This window comes from Aeromonas sp. BIGb0445 (assembly GCF_024809075.1).
GTDB classification, from domain to species: Bacteria; Pseudomonadota; Gammaproteobacteria; order Enterobacterales; family Aeromonadaceae; genus Aeromonas; species Aeromonas rivuli.
Map to the genome: position 1 here is coordinate 113349 of NZ_JANUES010000008.1, position 17303 is coordinate 130651.

At 57.1% G+C, this 17303-nt stretch carries 14 protein-coding genes and 3 tRNA genes; 14 read left to right on the top strand and 3 right to left on the bottom strand.

Annotated elements, in window-relative coordinates; all coding sequences use genetic code 11:
• Positions 1-182 precede the first annotated feature (182 nt).
• Entirely contained in the window at positions 183-2180 is a 1998-nt protein-coding gene (locus M2367_RS15435) for a DNA topoisomerase III (RefSeq protein ID WP_259237189.1), read from the top strand.
• A gap of 65 nt (positions 2181-2245) precedes the next feature.
• On the opposite strand, the gene M2367_RS15440 is transcribed toward M2367_RS15435, so the two are convergent.
• Positions 2246-3604 (bottom strand): TrkH family potassium uptake protein, encoded by a 1359-nt coding sequence (locus M2367_RS15440; RefSeq protein ID WP_259237190.1) that lies wholly within the window; start codon positions 3602-3604, stop codon positions 2246-2248.
• On the bottom strand, positions 3601-4254 hold the full coding sequence (locus M2367_RS15445) for a TrkA family potassium uptake protein (protein WP_042039944.1): 654 nt from the start codon (positions 4252-4254) through the stop codon (positions 3601-3603). The genes M2367_RS15440 and M2367_RS15445 overlap by 4 nt, the downstream gene beginning before the upstream one ends.
• Before the next feature lie 409 nt (positions 4255-4663).
• Between M2367_RS15445 and murB the strand changes: the two genes are divergently transcribed.
• Together murB and birA are read left to right on the top strand one after the other, a co-directional pair.
• Complete coding sequence (gene murB, locus M2367_RS15450; protein ID WP_259237191.1) at positions 4664-5701, top strand: UDP-N-acetylmuramate dehydrogenase; 1038 nt, start codon at positions 4664-4666, stop codon at positions 5699-5701.
• Positions 5698-6663, top strand: coding sequence for a bifunctional biotin--[acetyl-CoA-carboxylase] ligase/biotin operon repressor BirA (birA, locus tag M2367_RS15455; RefSeq protein ID WP_259237192.1), 966 nt, complete (start codon positions 5698-5700; stop codon positions 6661-6663). Before murB ends, birA begins: the two co-directional genes overlap by 4 nt.
• A gap of 53 nt (positions 6664-6716) precedes the next feature.
• Here the strand turns inward: birA and coaA are convergent, their stop codons facing one another.
• Positions 6717-7655: a type I pantothenate kinase gene (coaA, locus tag M2367_RS15460; protein ID WP_005897673.1), complete on the bottom strand. Its 939-nt coding sequence runs from the start codon at positions 7653-7655 to the stop codon at positions 6717-6719.
• A gap of 259 nt (positions 7656-7914) precedes the next feature.
• Between coaA and M2367_RS15465 the strand changes: the two genes are divergently transcribed.
• The 11 genes from M2367_RS15465 (at position 7915) to rpoB (ending at position 17271) form a co-directional block, all read left to right on the top strand.
• A tRNA-Tyr gene (locus M2367_RS15465) sits at positions 7915-7999 on the top strand.
• 38 nt (positions 8000-8037) lie between these two features.
• Positions 8038-8112, top strand: a tRNA-Gly gene (locus M2367_RS15470).
• A 172-nt stretch (positions 8113-8284) separates the two neighbouring features.
• A complete protein-coding gene (gene tuf / locus M2367_RS15475; protein ID WP_224431767.1) occupies positions 8285-9469 on the top strand; it encodes an elongation factor Tu in 1185 nt (394 codons plus the stop codon).
• Positions 9470-9521: 52 nt separating this feature from the next.
• Positions 9522-9598, top strand: a tRNA-Trp gene (locus M2367_RS15480).
• Positions 9599-9658: 60 nt separating this feature from the next.
• The gene (gene secE / locus M2367_RS15485) at positions 9659-10030 is read left to right on the top strand and encodes a preprotein translocase subunit SecE (protein WP_005901810.1); all 372 of its coding nucleotides are present in this window, start codon (positions 9659-9661) and stop codon (positions 10028-10030) included.
• 33 nt (positions 10031-10063) lie between these two features.
• Complete coding sequence (gene nusG / locus M2367_RS15490) at positions 10064-10591, top strand: transcription termination/antitermination protein NusG (protein ID WP_198135309.1); 528 nt, start codon at positions 10064-10066, stop codon at positions 10589-10591.
• A 134-nt stretch (positions 10592-10725) separates the two neighbouring features.
• Positions 10726-11154: a 50S ribosomal protein L11 gene (rplK, locus tag M2367_RS15495; RefSeq protein ID WP_016352267.1), complete on the top strand. Its 429-nt coding sequence runs from the start codon at positions 10726-10728 to the stop codon at positions 11152-11154.
• A gap of 4 nt (positions 11155-11158) precedes the next feature.
• On the top strand, positions 11159-11860 hold the full coding sequence (gene rplA / locus M2367_RS15500; RefSeq protein WP_042043661.1) for a 50S ribosomal protein L1: 702 nt from the start codon (positions 11159-11161) through the stop codon (positions 11858-11860).
• A 247-nt stretch (positions 11861-12107) separates the two neighbouring features.
• Entirely contained in the window at positions 12108-12608 is a 501-nt protein-coding gene (gene rplJ / locus M2367_RS15505) for a 50S ribosomal protein L10 (RefSeq protein ID WP_005901820.1), read from the top strand.
• A gap of 51 nt (positions 12609-12659) precedes the next feature.
• Positions 12660-13022: a 50S ribosomal protein L7/L12 gene (gene rplL, locus M2367_RS15510; RefSeq protein WP_042043660.1), complete on the top strand. Its 363-nt coding sequence runs from the start codon at positions 12660-12662 to the stop codon at positions 13020-13022.
• A gap of 220 nt (positions 13023-13242) precedes the next feature.
• On the top strand, positions 13243-17271 hold the full coding sequence (rpoB, locus tag M2367_RS15515) for a DNA-directed RNA polymerase subunit beta (protein WP_042043659.1): 4029 nt from the start codon (positions 13243-13245) through the stop codon (positions 17269-17271).
• Positions 17272-17303 lie beyond the last annotated feature (32 nt).

Below are 17303 nucleotides of genomic sequence, written 5' to 3' on the forward strand. Positions count from 1 at the left end.
GGGACAACAGCCGTTGAGGCGCCGTATTGGCCAAGCACGGTCATTAGCAGCCTAGTTCAGGGAGGGAGGAACTTCTGCTGGAGGAGGCGCGTCAAGGTTCGGCTCGGCCGCTCTGGCCGGACTTGGGCTTTGCTGTTTGGCTGGGTATACTGGCTACATATACAGTATTCAGGGCGTCAGCCATGCGACTCTTCATCGCGGAAAAACCCAGTCTGGGACGAGCCATCGCCGATGTGCTGCCCAAGCCCCACATCAAGGGGGATGGATTCATAGAGACAGCCCAGGGGGATGTGGTGACCTGGTGCATCGGCCATCTGCTGGAGCAGGCGGAGCCCGACGCCTATGACGCCGCTTACAAACAGTGGCGTATGGAGCCTTTGCCCATCATCCCCGAGCAGTGGCAGCTGGTGGCCAAGCCCAAGACCCGTAGCCAGCTCACCGCCATCAAGGGCCTGATCAAGCGAGCCGATTGTGTGGTCAATGCCGGTGACCCGGACCGGGAAGGGCAGCTGCTGGTGGATGAGGTGATAGCTCACCTTGGTTACCCCAAGCACAAACCCGTGCAGCGTTGCCTCATCAGCGATCTCAATCCGCCTGCCGTGCGCCGTGCCCTGGAAACCCTGCGCGATAACAAGGAGTTCGTGCCGCTGGCCGTCTCTGCCCTGGCGCGCAGCCGCGCCGACTGGCTCTATGGTATCAACATGACCCGCGCCTATACCCTGCTTGGTCGCAAGGCCGGTTGCAGCGCCCTGTTGTCGGTTGGCCGGGTGCAGACCCCCTTGCTGGGGCTGGTGGTGCGCCGGGACCTGGAGATAGATGCCTTCGTCCCCAAACCCTTCTTCGAGGTGCTGGCGCACCTGATGACGCAGAGTCGCGACAGTTTTACGGCCAAGTGGCTGCCGTCCGAGGCCTGCCAGCCCTGGCAAGATGAAGAGGGCAGGGTATTGAAGTGCTCCCTGGCGGAAAACGTGGTACGACGGATTGAAGGCAAACCTGCCTTGGTCGAGGAGGTGGAAGAGCAGGCCCGCAAACAGGCGCCACCACTGCCTTACAACCTCTCCAGCCTGCAGATCGATGCCGCCAAGCGTTTTGGCATGGACGCCAAGCGGGTGCTCGACATCTGCCAGAGTCTGTACGAGCGACACAAACTCATCACCTATCCCAGATCTGACAGCCGTCATCTGCCGACCGAGCACTACGACAGGGCCGGCCGGGTGCGGGAGGCCATTGCCGCGACGGCGCCGCCCCTGGCGGGCGCCGTCGCACAGGCGAAGGGAAGCCTGCGCAGCAAGGCCTGGAATGATGCCAAGGTCGATGCCCATCACGCCATCATTCCGACCGAGAAACGAGGCAACGCCGGTACACTGTCGGCGGATGAGAACAAGATCTACGCCCTGGTGGCGCGCCAGTATCTGCTGCAGTTCTATCCGCCGTTTGAGTACAACGACAGCCGGGTGTTGCTGCGCATCGAAGGTGGCCTCTTCCAGGCCAAGGCCAGACGCATTCTGAAGGCTGGCTGGAAGGCGCTGCTCGGGGTTGAAGAGGATGATGAGGAAGAGGTGGGCACGCTGCCAGCCCTGCGCCAGGGAGAAACGCTGCACTGTGAGCGAGGCGAACTGCTGGAGAAGATGACTCAGGCACCCAAGGCGTTCACCGATGCCAGTTTGCTTGCCGCCATGACCGGCATCGCCCGTTACGTGCAGGATCCCAACATTCGCAAGACCCTGCGGGACACAGATGGCTTGGGTACGGAGGCAACCCGGGCAGGCATCATCGATCTGCTGTTCAAGCGCCAGTTTCTGCATCGCCTGGGCAAGAGTATCAAGGCGACCGCTACTGGCCGGGCCTTGGTGCAGGCGCTGCCGGATAGTGCGACTACCCCTGACATGACGGCGCTTTGGGAGCAGAGCCTGAGTCAGATCGCCGAACGTCATGGCAGCTATCAGCAGTTTATGGATCCGTTGACGGCGCAGTTGCATCAGCTGATCGACGGTGCCCGCCACAACACCGGCGCCGATTTTAGCGCCCTGCCTCAGGAGCCAGCAGGGGTCAAAAAGGGACGCTTTACTCGCCGCAAAAATGGCTCCATATCGGCGAAGAATAATAAAAAGTCATCGTTGATCCCCGCTAAATCGATAGGTCGTGAGTTGGTATCAAAGTGGGAAAAAATGGCAAAGTAATAACTTTGAACATTTGAATTAGGCAAAAGAGCGGCAACTTTGCCGCTCTTTTCATTATTTAGCTGTCAGCCGGTATGTACGTTCTCTTCCGGGTATTTGATGCGGGTCTCGCTCGGCCTGGCCAGCATGACGGCCAGGGTCAGGGGACCCAAACGGCCGCATATCATCACCATCACCAGGATAAGCTTGCCCGGCTCGCTGAGCTGGGCCGTGATCCCGGTGCTGAGCCCCACGGTGGCAAAGGCGGAGATGGTCTCGAACATGATGCGATCGAAGGGAAGGTCTTCGGTGATCATCAGCAGGAACATGGCCAGCATCAGTACCATCACACTGACGATGATGATGGCCAGGGAGCGGGTCACGACGTGGGGCGCTATGGTGCGGCCAAAGGCGGTGATGTGGGGACGCTTGGTGAGGAAGGCGCGAGTGGCCAATATCACCACGGCGAAGGTGGTGACCTTGATACCGCCCCCGGTGGAGGTGGTGCCTGCGCCGATAAACATCAGCATCATCATGAACAGCAGGGAGGCTGAGGTGAAGTGGCCCAGATCCAGGGTATTGAAACCGGCGGTACGGGCGGTGGCGGACTGGAAGAAGGCGGCCAGCCACTGGTTGCCCAGGCTAAGACCGCCCAGGGTGGCCGGGTTGCCTCGCTCCAGCAGCCAGAACATCAGGGTTCCGATCAACAGCAGGACGGGGGTCATCACCAGCATCAGCTTGCTGTGCAGTTTGAGTCTGCGCAGTCGGCGGGTACGCACCAGATCCATGATGACGGTGAAGCCGATGCCACCCAGGATCAGCAGGGCACAGACGGTCAGACTGATCAGAGGATCGTCTCGGTAGTCCATGAGGTTGTTGGCAAACAGCGAGAAGCCCGCATTGTTAAAGGCCGAGGCGGCATGGAAGAAACTGACATAAAGACCGTGGGCCCAGCCCATCTCAGGCACCCAGCGAAAGGCCATGATGGCGGTGCCGATCAGCTGGGCCAGGAAGGCAAAGAGAATGATCCGTTTGACCAGCCGCACTATGTTGATTGACCCCCCCTGGCCGAGAGCCTCCTTGGCGAGCACTTGCTGGCGAAGGCCGACGCGCTTGCTGAGCAGGGCCAGCAGCAGCACCGTCATGGTCATCTGTCCCAGCCCGCCGATCTCCATCAGCACCAGCAGGAAGAGCTGGCCCTGCAGGGTGAAGGCACTGCCGGTATCGACCACCCCCAACCCGGTCACGCTGATGGCCGATGTCGCGGTAAAGAGGGCATTGATGAAGGTGACGTCGCCTTTGTGGCTGGAAGGTTGTACCAGAAACAGCGTCCCTATCAGCAATATGATCAGGAAGCTGCCGAGGATGAGCTTGGGTTCGTTCCAGCGGGACTCGGTATCCGGGCGTATGGCAAAGGTATAGGTGTCGCGCCAGAGAGAGCTCATTGCTTGTCCAGCCAGCGGTCGATGGCGTGCTTGTTGCCAGCCAGGATCAGAATATCGCCGAGGGCCAGTGTCATGGTGCCGGTCAGCACGTTATGGAGCACCTGGCCCCGCTTGATGGCCAGCAGTTGGAATTCGGTCTGCTGCAGCAGATCGAGATTGGCCAGGGTGCGATCGTTGAGCTGCAGGCCAATCACGAACTCGGTCAGCACCATGTCGTGACCCAGCTCCAGATAATCGACCAGCCGGGTATCAAACATGCTCTGGGCAATGCGGCGGCCCATGTCCCACTCGGGGTTGATCACCTTGTCGGCGCCCACTTTCTTGAGGATCTTGGCGTGGAACTTGTCGCGGGCCTTGACCCACACCTTCTTCACGCCGGCCTCTTTGAGGACGAGGGTGGTGAGAATACTGGTCTCCAGGCTGTCACCTATGGCGACGAAGACGATGTCGTATTCGGCCAGACCCAGCTCGGCGACGGTATTCTCGTCGGTGGCGTCTGCCACTATCACATGGCTGCAGAAGGTGGCGACCTGACGGGTTCTCACCTCGTCAATGTCGATGGCCAGCACCTCGGCATCCTGGCGTTCCAGCTCTTCACACAGCGCCGTGCCAAACAGCCCCAGGCCGATGACGGCAAATTGGTTATTCATGAGTACTTCCTCAGGAGAGCGATTTGCCTACTCTAAACCAGCCGAGTGAGTCCGCAAAGAGGGGCATTATTCATCGAGAGCCGGGATCCGGGGGCTTTTATGGGTCGCCATGGGTGAGGGGATCTCTCGTCATCTATCGAATTGAAGGGGGTTTGAGGGCCAGCCATTGCCGGGGAATAGGGGGAATCGAGCGGGGGATTTCTCGTCATCTATCGAGTTGAGGGCAGTTTGAGGGCCTGTTATCACCGGGGACGGCGGACAATGGTGCGGGGGATTTCTCGTCATGTGTCGAGCTGAGGGTAGTTTGAGGGCCTGTTATCACCGGGGACGGTGGACAATGGTGCGGGGGATTTCTCGTCATCTATCGAGTTGAGGTAGACTGGCGGCCTGTTATTGCCGGGATCCGCAGATGAAACTCACCGCCCACGCTGACTTGTCCACCCTCAACAGCTTCTCCCTTCAGGCTCACTGCCGCTGGCTGGCCGAGATCCATCAGGTGGATGAGTTGCCATCCTTGGCCGCCGATCCTCAATTTCTGGGGCTGCCCCGACTCATACTGGGAGGCGGCAGCAATCTGCTGTTCACCTGTGATTTCGACGGCGTGGTGGTGCATAACCGCCTGCTCGGCATTCAGGTAGAGGATGGTGGCGATCACTGGTTGTTGCAGGTGGCCGCCGGTGAATCCTGGCACCAGCTGGTCTGCCACACCCTGGCCCAGGGCATGCCGGGGTTGGAGAATCTGGCGTTGATCCCGGGCACGGTGGGTGCCGCTCCGGTGCAGAACATCGGTGCCTACGGCGTCGAGCTTGCCTCCTTCTGCCGCCATGTGGATACCTTCAACTGGCACACCGGCGAGCAGGAGCGGATCCCCGCCGATGCCTGTCAGTTCGGCTATCGCGACAGCATCTTCAAGCATGATTACCAGGACAGTCACCTGATCACCGCGGTGGGACTGGCGCTGCCCAAGACCTGGGTGCCTGTGCTCGGCTATGGCCCCCTCGGCGCCCTGGGTGATACGCCGAGTGCACAGACCATCTTCGATATGGTCTGTGCCACCCGCATGGCCAAGCTGCCTGATCCGGCCGTGCTCGGCAATGCCGGCAGCTTCTTCAAGAACCCCGTGGTGCCCGCCGCTCAGGCTGAACGCCTCAAGGCGACCTGGCCCACTCTGCCCGTTTATCCGGCAGGAGAGGGGCTGTGCAAGCTGGCCGCCGGCTGGCTGATTGACCAGTGTGAACTCAAGGGGTTCGCCATCGGCGGCGCCCAGGTTCATGGTCAGCAAGCCCTGGTACTGGTCAATCGGGGCGGCGCGAGCGCCGTCGAGCTGATCGCCCTGGCCGCTCATGTGCGTGAGAGTGTGCAGCAGCGCTTCGGTGTCCTGCTCGAGCATGAGGTGCGCTTCATGGGCGCCCGTGGCGAGACTTGCCTCGACGAGGTGCTGCTATGAGCCTGACGCCCATTCGACAAACCCTGATCGGCCTGCTCAGCGATGGCCAGTTCCATTCCGGCGAACAGCTTGGCGAACAGCTTGGCATCAGCCGCGCCGCCGTCAGCAAACACATGGCGGCCCTCAAGGGACTGGGGTTGGACTTGTTCAGCCTGACGGGCAAGGGCTATCGGCTCGCCTGTCCCCTTGCCCTTTACGATCAGGCACAGCTGCAATCGGCGATACCGCTGGCCCCCGTCCATGTCTACAACGTCATCGATTCTACCAACCAATATCTGCTGGATCGGGTGGCGAGTCTGCGATCCGGCGAATGCTGCCTGGCCGAGTGCCAGACTGCGGGGCGGGGCCGTCGCGGCAAGCCCTGGGTCTCCCCCTTTGGCTGTCAACTGCTGCTCAGCATGTATTGGCGGCTCGAGCAGGGGATGGCGGCGGCCATGGGCCTGAGTCTGGCGGTCGGGGTGGCTGTGGTCGAGGCGCTCGAATCCCTCGGCTATCACGGGGTCGAGCTGAAATGGCCGAATGACCTCTATTATCAGGGCCGAAAATTGGCAGGCATTCTGGTGGAGATGAGCGGCAGCGCGGGTGCGAGCTGCAATCTGGTGATCGGCATCGGCCTCAATCTAGCCATGCCGGAGCGGGAGGGGGAGAAGATCGATCAGGCCTGGGCCGAGCTGCGCCATATCCAGCCGGAACTGCTTGATCGTAACCTGCTGGCCGCCAGGATCATCACCTCGCTGCAGCAGGCCATGGCGAGGTTCGAGCAGTCGGGCCTCGGCGACTTCGTTGCTGGCTGGAACAGGCTCGATCACTTCGCGGGTCGACCGGTGCGGCTGCTGATGGGGGAACAGGAGATCCGTGGCATCGAACGCGGCATCGATGATCGCGGCGCCTTGCGGCTGGAAACCGCTGAAGGGATCAAATTCTATCTGGGTGGGGAGTTGTCGCTGCGCCGTGGGGACTGAGGCGGACACTGTACTTTGCCGAAATGGAAAGAGGGGGCGTTGGCCCCCTCTCGCTATTTGCGCAGCTTGATCTGCTCGATGGCGTGCTCTGCACCCTTGGTGAGGATCAGGTTGGCCCGCTCCCGGGTGGGCAGTATGTTCTCTTCAAGATTCAGGTGGTTGATCTCTTGCCATATGTTGCTGGCAATCCGGGTCGCTTCGCTCTCGGCCAACTGGGCGTAATGGTGGAAGTAGGAGTCAGGATCCGAGAAGGCGCCGCTGCGAAACTTGAGGAAGCGTTCTATATACCAGGTGCGCAACAGCTCGGCATCGGCGTCCACATAGATGGAGAAATCGACGAAATCGGAGACAAACACCCGATGCGGCTCCTGAGGGTAATCCATGCCGCTTTGCAACACATTGAGCCCCTCCAGGATCAAGATGTCTGGCTGTTCCACCACCTTGGTCTCATCGGGCAATACGTCATAGATGAGGTGAGAGTAGACGGGGGCCTCGACCCGTTCGTGACCGGCGCGAATGTTGGCAACAAACTCCACCAAACGACGGATATCATAGGATTCGGGGAAGCCTTTGCGGCGCATCAGCCCACGCTCTTCCAACACCTTGTTGGGATAGAGGAAACCATCAGTGGTGACCAGCTCGACCCTGGGGTGTTCGGGCCAGCGTTCCAGCAAGGCTTGCATGATACGAGCCGTGGTGCTCTTGCCCCCCGCCACACTGCCCGCAATGCTGATCACATAAGGCACCTTGCCCCTGGACTGGCCGAGAAACTGCTCCAGCACCCGACTACGGCGCTGCTTGGCCTTGACGTAGAGATTGAGCAGCCGTGACAACGGCAGATAGATCTCCTCCACTTCCCGCAGTGACACCTTCTCGTTGATGCCTCTCAAGGTTTTGAGATCGATTTCTGTCAGGGTCAGGGGGACCGCATCGCGCAACACAGCCCACTGTTCGCGGGTGAATTGCAGATAGGGATTGTGCTCTGTCGTCATGGGCTCATCACTGTTTTTGGGGCAGGGCGACCATACACCAAGGGGGGGAGAGCGACAAGGGACGCGTCGGGATCGTGAGGGCAGGGCCGTTTTTTTGGCGGGAACATGGCAATAATCGCCATTTTGCCAACCGCAACAGTTGCATCGCTAAAAACCTTACAATAAAATGCGCGACGCTTAGATGTCTGTCGTCCATTTGCCAGGCAAAGGCGACAAAGCAGCGGGTGCAAGCAGAATTACCGTTGTGACAATCGAGTACGGAGGGGTTCCCGAGTGGCCAAAGGGATCAGACTGTAAATCTGACGGCTCTGCCTTCGAAGGTTCGAATCCTTCTCCCTCCACCATATTTCTCTGCGGTTTGAGTGCTTTGGGTTAGAGAAATGCGGGCATCGTATAATGGCTATTACCTCAGCCTTCCAAGCTGATGATGCGGGTTCGATTCCCGCTGCCCGCTCCAAGATGCTGATATGGCTCAGGCAATGCCAGGAGCCATGCCTCGGGTGAGGTCGGCAGTTCAAATCGGCCTGTCAGTACCCGCTTCTCTTCCCCACCCAATTCAAATCCATCATATAAACTGTTCTGTGGTTAGCTTGCCACTGCGTACTCAGCGTTAGTTTAGAGGGTCGATCATGTCTAAAGAAAAATTTGAACGTAATAAACCGCACGTAAACGTGGGTACCATCGGCCACGTTGACCACGGTAAAACCACCCTGACCGCCGCCATCACCAACGTGCTGGCCAAGCACTACGGTGGTAAAGCCTTCGCCTTCGACCAGATCGACAAGGCCCCGGAAGAGCGTGAGCGTGGTATCACCATCAACACCTCCCACGTAGAATACGACACCCCGAACCGCCACTACGCGCACGTAGATTGCCCGGGTCACGCCGACTACGTTAAAAACATGATCACCGGTGCTGCCCAGATGGATGGCGCAATCCTGGTTGTTGCAGCGACTGACGGCCCGATGCCGCAGACTCGTGAGCACATCCTGCTGGGTCGCCAGGTTGGTATCCCGTACATGATCGTGTTCATGAACAAGTGCGACATGGTCGATGACGAAGAGCTGCTCGAACTGGTCGAGATGGAAGTTCGCGAACTGCTGACCGAGTATGACTTCCCGGGTGATGACCTGCCGGTGATCCGTGGTTCCGCGCTGAAAGCGCTGGAAGGCGACGCTGCTTGGGAAGAGAAAATCATCGAGCTGGCTGGCTTCCTGGATTCCTATATCCCTGAGCCGGAGCGCGCGATCGACATGCCGTTCCTGATGCCTATCGAAGACGTCTTCTCCATAGCTGGCCGTGGTACCGTAGTAACCGGTCGTGTTGAGCGCGGTATCGTGAAAGTCGGTGAGTCTGTAGAAATCGTCGGTATCAAAGATACCGTGACCACTACCTGTACCGGTGTTGAAATGTTCCGCAAACTGCTGGACGAAGGTCGTGCCGGTGAGAACGTTGGCGCCCTGCTGCGTGGTGTTAAGCGTGAAGACGTAGAGCGTGGTCAAGTACTGGCCAAGCCGGGTTCTATCAAGCCGCACACCAAGTTTGAATCTGAAGTGTACGTACTGTCCAAAGAAGAAGGTGGTCGTCATACCCCGTTCTTCAAGGGCTACCGTCCTCAGTTCTACTTCCGTACTACCGACGTGACCGGTACCATCGAACTGCCGGAAGGCGTTGAAATGGTAATGCCAGGCGACAACATCAAAATGGTTGTTACCCTGATCGCGCCGATCGCGATGGACGACGGTCTGCGTTTCGCTATCCGTGAAGGTGGCCGTACCGTAGGTGCTGGTGTTGTTGCAAGCGTGATCGCTTAATCTTGGCTTACATAAATAAAGCAAAGCCCCTATAATAGGGGCTTTCTTATGCAGGGGCGTAGTTCGAATTGGTAGAACAGCGGTCTCCAAAACCGATGGTTGGGGGTTCGAATCCCTCCGCCCCTGCCATGCACCTCGTCTCGTACGGGGCTTTTGTGTCTTTGGTAATGTCAGATACAGGTAGGTTGTATGAATGTGAGTTCTGAGAATCAGGGCGGAAGCAAGGATACCCTGCTTTGGGGCCTGGTTTTCATCATCCTGGCGGCCGCTGTAGTGGGTAATTACCTGCTGCACGATGTGCTCGCTGCCGTCCGCGCCTTGGGTGTGGTCGTTGTCATTGCTGCCGCTGGTGCGGTAGCCCTGCAAACCACTAAGGGTAAGGCAACATTGGCTTTTGCCCGTGAGTCTCGCCTGGAAGTCCGCAAGGTCGTATGGCCAACCCGCCAGGAAGCCATTCAGACAACGCTGATTGTGCTGGCGGTTACTGCCATCATGGGCTTGCTGTTGTTCCTTCTGGACGGCGCTCTGGTCTGGTTGGTCAACTTGATTACCGGTGTGTAAGGATTAGCCATGACTGAACAACGTGAACAACGTATGAGATGGTATGTCGTACAGGCATTCTCCGGCTATGAAGGCCGTGTTGCGAAATCCCTGCGCGAACATATCAAGATGCATGGCATGGAAGAGATGTTTGGCGAAGTGCTGGTACCGACCGAGGAAGTGGTCGAGATGCGTGCCGGCCAGAAGCGCAAGAGCGAGCGCAAGTTCTTCCCGGGCTATGTGCTGGTTCAGATGCTGATGGATGAAACCACCTGGCACCTGGTACGTAATGTACCGCGTGTAATGGGCTTCATCGGTGGCACCTCCGATCGCCCGGCACCGATTTCCGATAAAGAAGCCGATGCCATCCTCAATCGTCTGCAAGATTCCCACGACAAGCCGCGTCCGAAAACGCTGTTTGAACCGGGTGAGATGGTACGGGTTGCCGATGGTCCCTTCGCGGACTTCAACGGTACTGTCGAAGAAGTGGATTATGAAAAGAGCCGCGTGAAGGTTTCCGTTCTGATCTTCGGCCGTTCAACACCGGTAGAACTGGATTTTGGTCAGGTCGAAAAAGGCTGATTGAATTCTGTACGTTTAACGGTTGTCAGGGGCAGCGATTATCTCTATAATTCGCTGCCCCTTTATTAGCTGGGGAGCCGTTTGCAGGAGCATGTCTCCGAGGCGTTTGAACCCATTTTTGAGGTATTTTTCTAATGGCTAAGAAAGTCACAGCTTATATCAAGCTGCAAGTTAAAGCTGGCAGTGCCAACCCAAGCCCCCCCGTCGGTCCGGCCCTGGGTCAGCACGGTGTCAACATCATGGAATTCTGTAAAGCGTTCAACGCCCGTACAGAGAAGCTGGAAAAAGGTTCACCGACTCCGGTCGTGATCACCGTTTACAGTGACCGTTCCTTCACCTTCGAAACCAAGACTCCGCCTGCGTCCTTCCTGCTGAAGAAAGCTGCCGGTATCCAGTCTGGTTCCGCCAAGCCGAACAAAGACAAGGTTGGTAAGGTGACTGTTGCTCAGCTGCAAGAAATTGCCAAGACCAAAGAACCGGATATGACTGGTGCCGATCTGGATGCAAAAGTACGTTGCATCGCAGGCTCCGCTCGTTCCATGGGTCTGGTAGTGGAGGATTAAGACAATGGCTAAAATTTCCAAGCGTATGCGCGTTATTCGCGAAAAAGTTGACGGTACCAAAGAGTACGGCATCAACGAAGCCATTGCCCTGCTGAAAGAACTGGCTACTGCCAAGTTCGTTGAAAGCGTTGACGTTGCTGTCAACCTGGGTATCGACGCTCGTAAATCCGACCAAAACGTCCGTGGCGCCACTGTGCTGCCGCACGGTACCGGTCGTGACGTTCGCGTTGCCGTATTCACCCAGGGTGCCAACGCCGAAGCTGCTAAAGCTGCCGGTGCTGAACTGGTTGGTATGGACGACCTGGCTGAGCTGGTCAAAAAAGGCGAGATGAACTTCGACGTCGTGATCGCATCCCCGGATGCCATGCGCGTTGTTGGTCAACTGGGCCAGATCCTGGGCCCACGTGGCCTGATGCCTAACCCGAAAGTGGGTACCGTGACCCCGAACGTTGCTGAGGCTGTCAAGAACGCCAAAGCCGGTCAGGTCCGTTACCGCAATGACAAGAATGGTATCATCCATACCACTCTGGGTAAGGTTTCTTTCAACGAAGTTCAGCTGAAAGAAAACCTGGAAGCTCTGCTGGTTGCCCTGAAAAAAGGCAAACCCTCTTCCGCCAAAGGCATCTTCATCAAGAAAGTCAGCATCTCCACCACCATGGGTGCCGGTGTTGCTGTAGACCAAGCTTCTCTGGAAGCTCAGGCCTAATTGATGGATTTTACAAGGCGCAAAATTTAATCTATAATTTTGCGCCTTGATTGGTTGGGGGTTTCGACCTCCGTCCAAGACCGCAGGAGGTGGCAACACCTTAATATTTCCTGCGTAGACGGTGCCGGAAACCCAGCGAGAAAATTTTCTCTTCTGGAATCCTGCCACCGCATCGTTTCCTCTGTTTTCAGAGGGATGTATCAGTTCTGGGTCTCGGTGGCCCAGATTCAATCCAGGAGCTAAGCCAATGGCATTAGGACTCGAAGACAAAAAGGCAATTGTTGCTGAAGTCAACGAAGCTGCCAAAGGCGCACTGTCCGCAGTTGTTGCCGATTCTCGCGGCGTCACTGTAGACAAGATGACCGTCCTGCGTAAAACCGCTCGTGAAGCCGGTGTGTACATACGTGTAGTGCGTAACACCCTGCTGCGTCGCGCGGTAGAAGGTACCGAATACGAGTGCCTGAACGACGTATTGACCGGTCCGACCTTGATTGCTTTCTCTAACGAACACCCGGGCGCTGCCGCTCGTCTGTTCAAAGAGTTTGCCAAAGCGAACCAAAAGTTCGAAATCAAGGCTGGCGCTTTTAACGGTGAGTTTATCGCCGCAGCACAAATTGATCGTCTGGCTACACTGCCGACTTACGACGAAGCAATCTCGAAGTTGATGGCTACCATGAAGGAAGCCTCAGCTGGCAAGCTGGTTCGTACTATCGCTGCTGTCCGCGATCAGAAGCAAGCTGCTGCTTGATTCTTACCTATTTAGGTTGTTTGAGTTTATTCAACATCAGGAATTTTTGTCATGTCTATCACTAAAGACCAAATCATCGAAGCCGTTGCTTCCATGTCCGTAATGGAAGTTGTTGAGCTGATCGAAGCTATGGAAGAGAAGTTCGGTGTTTCTGCCGCTGTTGCTGTTGCTGCCGGTCCGGCTGCTGAAGCAGTAGAAGAGAAAACCGAGTTCGACGTAGTTCTGACTGCTATCGGTGCCAACAAAGTTGCCGTTATCAAAGCCGTTCGTGGCGCTACCGGCCTGGGCCTGAAAGAAGCTAAAGATCTGGTTGAGTCCGCTCCGGCCAACCTGAAAGAAGGCATCTCCAAAGACGAAGCTGAAGCTCTGAAGAAAGAGCTGGAAGCTGCCGGTGCTGCTGTTGAGATCAAATAATCTGCATTCATGTAGATTAGCCTGATAAAACAGGCAAGGCTGGTGAATTTCATTCACCAGCCTTTTTGCGCTGTAGACTGAGAGCATTTTCACACCGTTTGCGACTCTCGGTGCACCAGCAACCCGGGCCGCATTATCGCCCGGTCAACACAAAACGGTGTTGAGACAGAGCTGTCCTGCGGGACAGAGTGGGTCACTTATCAGCGAGCTGAGGAACCCTATGGTTTACTCTTATACCGAAAAAAAACGCATTCGTAAGGACTTCGGTAAGCGAGACCAGGTACTGGACACGCCTTATCTGTTGTCCATTCAGCTGGACTCCTTCAAGCAGTTCATCGAGGCTGACCCGGAAGGTGAATATGGCCTAGAGGCCGCTTTCCGTAGCGTTTTCCCGATCACCAGTTACTCCGGTAGTGCTGAGCTTCAGTATGTCAGCTATCGCCTGGGTGAGCCGGTATTTGACGTAAAAGAATGCCAGATCCGTGGAGTGACCTACTCCGCGCCGCTGCGTGTCAAGCTTCGTATGGTTCTGTACGACCGTGAAGCAGCTGCCGGCACCGTCAAAGACATCAAGGAACAAGAAGTTTACATGGGCGAAATTCCGCTCATGACCGAAAACGGCACCTTTGTTATCAATGGTACCGAGCGGGTCATTGTCTCCCAGCTGCACCGCAGCCCGGGCGTCTTCTTCGACCACGATAAAGGCAAAACTCATTCATCCGGTAAGGTGCTGTATAACGCCCGCGTTATCCCCTACCGTGGCTCCTGGCTGGACTTCGAGTTCGATGCAAAAGACAACCTGTTTGTCCGTATCGACCGTCGTCGTAAACTGCCAGCGTCCATTATTCTGCGCGCCCTGGACTTCGGATCCGAAGAAATCCTGGCCACCTTCTTCGAGACCATCGGTTTCGAAGTGAAAGATGGCAAGTTGATGATGGATCTGGTGCCCGAGCGTCTGCGTGGCGAAACCGCGACCTTCGACATCATTGCCAATGGCACTGTGGTCGTCGAGACCGGTCGTCGTGTGACTGCACGCCACATCCGTCAGCTTGAAAAAGACGCCATCACCCAGATTGAGGTGCCGGTGGAGTATGTTGTTGGCAAAGTTGTCGCCAAGAACTACGCACATCCCCAGACTGGCGAAATGGTCGTGACTGCCAACCAGGCATTGAGCCTGGAAGCGGTTGCCAACCTGTCCCAAGCCGGCTTCAAGCACTTCGAGGTTCTGTTCACCAATGAACTGGATCACGGTGCTTACATGTCCGAGACCCTGCGTATCGACAACAGCTCCAACCGTTTGGAAGCGCTGGTCGAAATCTATCGCATGATGCGTCCGGGCGAGCCGCCCACCCGCGAAGCGGCAGAGCAGCTGTTCGAGAACCTGTTCTTCTCTTCCGAGCGTTACGACCTGTCTACCGTGGGTCGGATGAAGTTCAACCGTCGTCTCTCTCGTGAAGATGAGACCGGTGTGGGTGTGCTGACCAAAGACGATATCGTCGAAGTCATGAAGCGCCTGATCGACATCCGTAACGGCAATGACGAGGTGGACGATATCGACCACCTGGGTAACCGTCGTATTCGTTCCGTCGGTGAGATGGCCGAGAACCAGTTCCGCGTCGGTCTGGTCCGTGTTGAGCGTGCGGTGAAAGAGCGTCTGTCCCTGGGCGACCTCGACACCCTGATGCCGCAGGATCTGATCAACGCCAAGCCGATCTCCGCCGCCGTCAAAGAGTTCTTCGGTTCCAGCCAGTTGTCCCAGTTCATGGACCAGAACAACCCGCTGTCCGAAGTGACCCACAAGCGTCGTATCTCTGCGTTGGGCCCAGGTGGTCTGACTCGTGAGCGCGCCGGCTTTGAAGTTCGAGATGTGCACCCGACTCACTACGGTCGTCTGTGCCCCATCGAGACCCCTGAAGGTCCGAACATCGGTCTGATCAACTCGCTGTCAGTCTATTCACGCACCAACGAGTACGGTTTCCTCGAGACCCCGTATCGCAAGGTTATCGACGGTCTGATCACCGACGAAGTGGATTACCTGTCTGCCATCGAAGAAGGCAAATACGTCATCGCTCAGGCCAATGCGGCCGCGTCCGAAGATGGTCGCCTGAAAGATGAACTGATCCCGTGCCGCCATAAGGGTGAATCCACCTTCATGAACGCCGATCAGATCCAGTATATGGACGTGAGCCCGCAACAGATTGTCTCTGTGGCAGCGGCCCTGATCCCCTTCCTGGAACACGATGATGCTAACCGAGCCCTGATGGGTTCGAACATGCAACGTCAAGCCGTGCCGACCCTGCGTGCCGACAAGCCGCTGGTAGGTACTGGCATGGAACGCGCCGTAGCCGTTGACTCCGGTGTGACCGTCGTGGCCAAGCGTGGCGGCGTGATCGACTATGTCGATGCCTCCCGTATCGTGCTGCGGGTCAATGAAGATGAGCTGCTGCCAGGCGAAGCCGGCATCGACATCTACAACCTGACCAAATACACCCGTTCCAACCAGAACACCTGTATCAACCAGCGTCCTTGCGTGATGTTGGGTGAGCCGGTGATGGCCGGTGACGTCTTGGCCGATGGCCCGTCTACCGACCTGGGCGAACTGGCGCTGGGCCAAAACCTGCGCGTCGCCTTCATGCCGTGGAACGGTTACAACTTCGAAGATTCGATCTTGGTAAACGAGCGTGTGGTACAGGAAGATCGCCTGACCACCATCCATATCCAGGAACTGGCCTGTATCTCCCGTGACACCAAGCTGGGTCCGGAAGAGATCACTGCCGACATCCCGAATGTGGGTGAAGCCGCACTGTCCAAGCTGGACGAGTCCGGTATCGTCTACGTGGGTGCCGAAGTGAAGGGCGGCGACATCCTGGTTGGCAAGGTAACACCGAAAGGTGAAACCCAGCTGACTCCGGAAGAGAAGCTGCTGCGCGCCATCTTCGGTGAGAAAGCGTCCGACGTGAAGGACTCTTCCCTGCGTGTACCGAACGGTGTGTACGGTACCGTGGTTGACGTGCAAGTCTTTACCCGCGATGGCGTGGAAAAAGACAAGCGCGCCAAAGAAATCGAAGAGATGCAGCTCAAGGAAGCGAAGAAGGACTTGACCGAAGAGTTCAAGATCCTGGAAGACGGCGTATTTGGCCGTACTCGCAACCTGTTGCTGGCTGCCGGTTACAGCGAAGATCGTCTGAACAAGCTGGATCGCACCAAGTGGTTTGAATTGGCCATCGAAGATGAAGCCAAGCAGATCGAACTGGAGCAGATCGCCGAACAGCACATCGAGCTGCGTGCCGACTTCGACAAGAAGTTCGAGAACAAACGTCGCAAGATTATCCAGGGTGATGATCTGGCGCCGGGCGTACTGAAAATCGTCAAGGTTTACCTGGCAGTCAAGCGTCGCATCCAACCGGGTGACAAGATGGCGGGCCGTCACGGTAACAAGGGTGTTATCTCCAAGATCTGCCCGGTCGAGGATATGCCCCATGACGAGTTCGGCCGTCCGGTCGACATCGTACTGAACCCGCTGGGCGTACCGTCCCGTATGAACATCGGTCAGATCCTCGAAGTGCATCTGGGCCTCGCGGCCAAGGGCATCGGCGAGAAGATCGATCGCATGATCAAAGAGCAGCGCAAGCTGCACGAGATGCGTGAATTCTTGCAACAGGTCTATGACCTGGGCGAGAAGGATGGCCAGCAAGTGAACATCGCCGAGCTGTCTGATGACGACGTGCGTACCCTGGTCGGGAACCTGCGTAATGGTCTGCCAGTCGCCACGCCGGTCTTTGATGGCGCCAAAGAGCACGAAATCAAAGCCTTGCTGAAACTGGCTGATCTGCCGGAATCCGGTCAGATCTCCCTGTTCGACGGCCGTACTGGTAACACCTTTGAGCGCAAGGTCACGGTGGGTTACATGTACATGCTGAAGCTGAACCACTTGGTAGACGACAAGATGCATGCGCGTTCTACCGGCTCCTACAGCCTGGTTACCCAGCAGCCGCTGGGTGGTAAGGCACAGTTCGGTGGTCAGCGGTTCGGTGAGATGGAAGTGTGGGCCCTGGAGGCTTACGGTGCGGCATACACTCTGCAAGAGATGCTGACCGTCAAGTCTGACGATGTGAATGGCCGTACCAAGATGTACAAGAACATCGTGGATGGCGACCACCGTATGGAGCCGGGCATGCCCGAATCCTTCAACGTATTGTTGAAGGAAATCCGCTCTCTGGGTATCAACATCGAGCTGGACGAAGAGTAAGAGTCCGCTCTTATTGTTCGAGAATTGACGTG